2 protein-coding genes and 3 pseudogenes are annotated in these 4,463 nt (G+C 65.4%); 3 read left to right on the top strand and 2 right to left on the bottom strand.

The features are described 5' to 3' along the window. From F7R02_RS24455 to F7R02_RS24445, 3 genes and pseudogenes are all read left to right on the top strand, one after another. Window positions 1-127: integrase core domain-containing protein (locus F7R02_RS24455; RefSeq protein ID WP_151210081.1), on the top strand; the 127-nt coding region annotated here is incomplete at its 5' end. Window positions 128-153: 26 nt separating this feature from the next. After that, a pseudogene (locus F7R02_RS24450) lies at window positions 154-996 on the top strand (DUF1615 domain-containing protein); the annotation flags it as partial. Window positions 997-1,358: 362 nt separating this feature from the next. Beyond that, window positions 1,359-3,686 carry a S9 family peptidase gene (locus F7R02_RS24445; RefSeq protein WP_139371108.1) on the top strand — a complete coding sequence of 776 codons (2,328 nt, stop codon included), beginning with the start codon at window positions 1,359-1,361 and terminating at the stop codon, window positions 3,684-3,686. Between the two features lie 401 nt (window positions 3,687-4,087). Here F7R02_RS24445 and F7R02_RS24435 read toward each other — a convergent pair. Both F7R02_RS24435 and F7R02_RS24430 read right to left on the bottom strand, forming a co-directional pair. Then, window positions 4,088-4,339 (bottom strand): annotated as a pseudogene (locus F7R02_RS24435) (DUF3817 domain-containing protein); the annotation flags it as partial. 6 nt (window positions 4,340-4,345) lie between these two features. Continuing rightward, window positions 4,346-4,463: pseudogene (locus tag F7R02_RS24430) on the bottom strand (IS5-like element ISCARN85 family transposase); the annotation flags it as partial.

Below are 4,463 nucleotides of genomic sequence, written 5' to 3'. Positions count from 1 at the left end.
CACCGAAATCGAACGCTGGCGACGCGAATACAACGAGGACCGACCCAAGAAGGCGATCGGCGGCATGACCCCGGCTGCTTATGCCCAACATCTGGCAAACACCGATATCATTACCCCCGGACTCTAAACCAAACCACTACTCAGGGTGGGGGGACGTCGCTACAGGCCAACCCGGTCGTGCCCAACCTGGGCAAGATCTCGCGGGCAGAGATCGACCGCCGCGCCGGTGCGCATCACATTCCCGCCTTCATGGTCGATGCCGCCTTGCGTCTGCCGTCGCCGGATGGGCGCAGCTATGCCACGCGCATCGCTGCCGCGCGCACCGAGCAGGAACTGAGCCGCATCTTCGAAGACTTCACCGGCAGCGTGCCGTTGGGCGCGCGACTGTTCGACGGGTTCAACCCGTTGCATACCGCCGGGCCGATGCAGGTGAGCATCGCCTTCGCCGAACAGCATGCGCAGCGCTACCCCTACCCGCCCGGCGATTCGATCCGCCACGAAGTCTTCAGCCGGCGCGGTGGGCTGTGGTTCGGTACCCAGCATCTGCTGGGTTATCCGGTCAACTACGACGCGCTGCTGTACCGCTTCGCCGATTTCAACGCCGGCTGGTACGCCAGCCGCAATGCCGCCTTCCAGGCCGCGCTGAGCAAGGCCAGCGGTATCGCGCTGGCCCTGGACGGCGACCTGCTCACGCCGGGCGCCAGCCTGGATGCGCCCGGCGGCACCGAGCGCGCCGCACGCAGCCTGGGCAGCCAGTTGGCGATGAGCGACCGCCAGCTCCGCCGCGCACTGGAGGACGGCAACACCGCAGATTTCGCGAACTCCGACCTGTACCGCCAGGTGTTCGCACTGGCAGAGCGCAGCGCCGGCAAGCCGCTGCCGCGTGCCGTGTTGCCCGGCATCACCCTGGAAAGCCCCAAGATCACCCGCACGCTCACCACCGCCTGGTTTGCGCAGCGGGTGAACGAGCGCTGGAAGCGCTGCATGAGCAAGTAAGCGCGCGGGCGGATCTGCCATCGCTGCAGCACTCGCGCAGGCGTGCCGGTGCTTAGCGAACTGGTTCCGCCATGCGCGTCGCGCTACGCAGACACGCCTTTCGCACGCAGGCACGTGTGCGGCGGGCAGCAGCAGATGCTGGCGGCGCAGCTCTGGCGTTTGGTCGCCCCGCAGCCGCCGGGGGCGATCACTGCAAGGCGTCCCCGATGACAGATCTTAGCCCGTTGAAACAGCTAAGCGGGCACCGTGCGTCCCCGAGCGCCAGGCACGACTTCTGGCAGAGGCACCCGGCCCGCGTGGCGGGTAGCATCGGACGGTCGCGCCGACCGCATTGCGCGCTCCTTTCATCCCGGAGAGTCTTCATGCCCACCATCTCGTTGCCGCTGCGGCACCTGTGCATCGTCGTCGCCCTGGCCGCTCTGCCGGCACTTGCCAGCGCGCAAGCCCCTGCCGTCACCGAGGCCGACTACGCGCGCGCCGAACGGCTGATCAACTACGCCGCACAGCCGCTGGTGGACCACGCCCTCACCCGCATCGACTGGCTGGACGCCACGCACGTGGCATATGTCGATCACGATGCCAAGGGCAACCGGCTGCTGCAGCTGGACACCAGCACCGGCAAGACCGCACCGTTCTTCAAACAGGCTGCGCTGGTCGCTTCGCTCAACACGCTATTGAAGACCGGCGACAAGCCGCTCAAGGCCGACACCTTCGCGCCGATGGTCAAGGTCACCGCCGATGGTCGCTACCGCCTCAACGTGCGCGATACCGCCGTGGTCTGCGATGCGCGTGCGCGTTGCAGCAAGCTATACGCCAAGGACAAACCGGAACCGGGCGTGCTGTCGCCGGACAAGCGCAGCGAAGCCTTCATCCGCGACTGGAACCTGTGGGTACGCGATCTTCCCGGCGGCCAGGAAACCCAGCTCACCCGCGATGGCGTGGAAAACTTCGGTTACGCCACCGACAACGCCGGCTGGCAGCACACCGACAATGCCATCGTGGCGTGGTCGCCGGACTCCCGCAAGATCGCCACCTTCCAGCAGGACCAGCGCAAGACCGGCGACATGTACCTGGTCAGCACCAAGCTTGGGCATCCGGAGCTGCAGGCGTGGAAATATCCGCTGGCCGGCGACAAGGACGTGACCATGATCGAACGCGTCATCATCGACGTGCCCACCCGCAGCGTGCTGCGCCTGAAGACACCGCCGGACCAACATCGCTCCACGCTCTGCGACGACGTAAGTTGCTCGCCTGGCCTGTGGGACGACGTGAAGTGGGCACCGGACAGCAAGACGTTGGCGTTCGCCTCCACCTCGCGCTTCCACAAGCAGACCTGGTTGCGCATTGCCGATGCCAGCACGGGCGCGGTGCGTACCGCCTTCGATGAAACCGTCAAAACCTATTACGAAAGCGGCCAGGTCGCGGCCAATTGGGCCTATCTGCCGGCCAGCAACGAGGCGGTGTGGTTCTCCGAACGCAGCGATTGGGGCCAGCTGTATCTCTACGATCTGGCCACCGGCAAACCCAAGCGCGCCATCACCACCGGCCAAGGCAACGTCACCGAATTGCTGCGCGTGGACCCGGTCACGCGCACCGCATGGTTTGTCGGCGTCGGCCGCAGCGCAGGCGTGGACCCGTACTACCAGCAGCTGTGGAAAGTCAGCCTGGATGGCGGCGAGCCGGTGTTGCTCACGCCGGAACCGGCCAACCACAGCATCGCGCTGTCGCCCGATGGCGCACGCTTTGTCGACACCTATTCCACCTCGGTCACGCCGCCGGTCACGTTGCTGCGCGAAGCCGGCGACGGCCGCACTGTGAGCACGATGGCCACCGCCGATATCACGCGTCTCAAGGCGGCCGGCTGGGTTCCGCCAGAACCCATCACGGTGAAGGCACGCGATGGCAAGACCACGCTGTACGGGTTGATGTTCAAGCCCACCAACTTCGACCCGGCGCGCAAGTATCCGGTCATCGATTACGTCTACCCCGGCCCGCAGACCGGCTCGGTGCGCGGGCGCAGCTTTCTCGCCGGACATGGCGACAACCAGTCGCTGGCCGAACTGGGCTTTATTGTGATTGCCATCGATGGCATGGGCACGCCGTGGCGCTCCAAGAGTTTCCACGACACCTGGTACGCCGACATGGGCGACAACACCTTGCCCGATCAGGTCGCCGGCTTGAAGGAGCTTGGTCAGCGCTATCCCTGGATCGATCTGGATCGCGTCGGCATCTGGGGCCATTCCGGCGGCGGCAACGCCTCGACCGGCGCGATGCTGCGCTATCCGGATTTCTTCAAGGTCGCCTGGTCGGAAAGCGGCAACCACGACAATCGCGGCTACGAAGACGACTGGGCCGAGAAATATCACGGCGAGCACATCGTCAACAAGGACGGTACCTCCAACTACGACGACCAGGCCAACGCCAACCACGCCAGCAAGCTCAAGGGCCGGCTGATGCTGGTGCACGGCACCCTGGACGACAACGTGCCGCCGTACCTCACCTTGCTGGTGGCCGATGCCTTGATCAAGGCCAACAAGAACTTCGACATGCTGATGCTGCCCAACGCCAAGCATGGCTACGGCGATCTCACCCCGTACGTCACCCGCCGCCGCTGGGATTACTTCGTGCAATACCTGCTCGGTGCGACCCCGCCGGCGCAGTATCAGATGCAGCCGATGCCGGCGAATTGAGCCAGGCGCAGGCGGTGCGGTGGCCGATGCGGCGCCATGTCCGCGGCTGACGATTCGCCGCGTCAAGCTGCCGGATCACACGTGTCATCCGGCCAGGCCCGGATGACACGGTGGCACTCACTTGGCCGTACTGCCACCTACTGTTGACTCAAGAACGTCAGCAAGCGCGTGCCGTACTCGCATCGATGCGGCTCGGTGTAGAACCGGTTGCCCTCGTTGGGGAGTACAGCGATCCACCGGCACGCCGGCATCCTTGAGTGCGCGCTCCATCCGTTTGGTGTGTTCGATCGGCGCGCTCGTCCTTGCCACCGGCCGCAAGAAACACCGGCTCCTTGATCTGATGGGCCAGCGTCGGCGGCAAACGTGCTGCCACGTGTCGCGTGCGCCGAGCGCGCAGCGGGTCAGTGCGCAACAGGTCGCCGCTGGCCCAGCAAGCCGAGACGCCGGAACCACATCTCCAGCGGCACCGTCACCAGCGGCGGCAACGCCGCCAGCAGGCTCACGGCCCATGCCCACCAGGGCCAGCGCAGCCGCAATGCGGCAATCATGCTGACCGCGACATAGAACAGGAACGCCGCGCCATGCAGGCGCCCGAACACCCAGACCACGAGCTCGGTGCTCTGCGGCCCGTACTTCAGAAACATGCCGACTAGGGCCTGTTAACACATCCGAAGCCCATCAACGACTAGGACGAAGCTGAGGAATCCAAGGAACATGACATCCAGCTTCTCGAAGCGCGAGAAAATCCGGCGGTAGCCTTTCAAGCGACGGAACAGT

Source organism: Xanthomonas cissicola (assembly GCF_008801575.1).
Taxonomy (GTDB): domain Bacteria; phylum Pseudomonadota; class Gammaproteobacteria; order Xanthomonadales; family Xanthomonadaceae; genus Xanthomonas; species Xanthomonas cissicola.
Note: the sequence above shows the minus strand (reverse complement) of the source record. Positions and strands in the feature narration are given on the sequence as shown.

Bases quoted from the DNA above. Each gene is read 5' to 3' on its own strand.
- F7R02_RS24445 (WP_139371108.1), top strand. From the start codon at position 1,359: ATGCCCACCATCTCGTTGCCGCTGCGGCACCTGTGCATCGTCGTCGCC.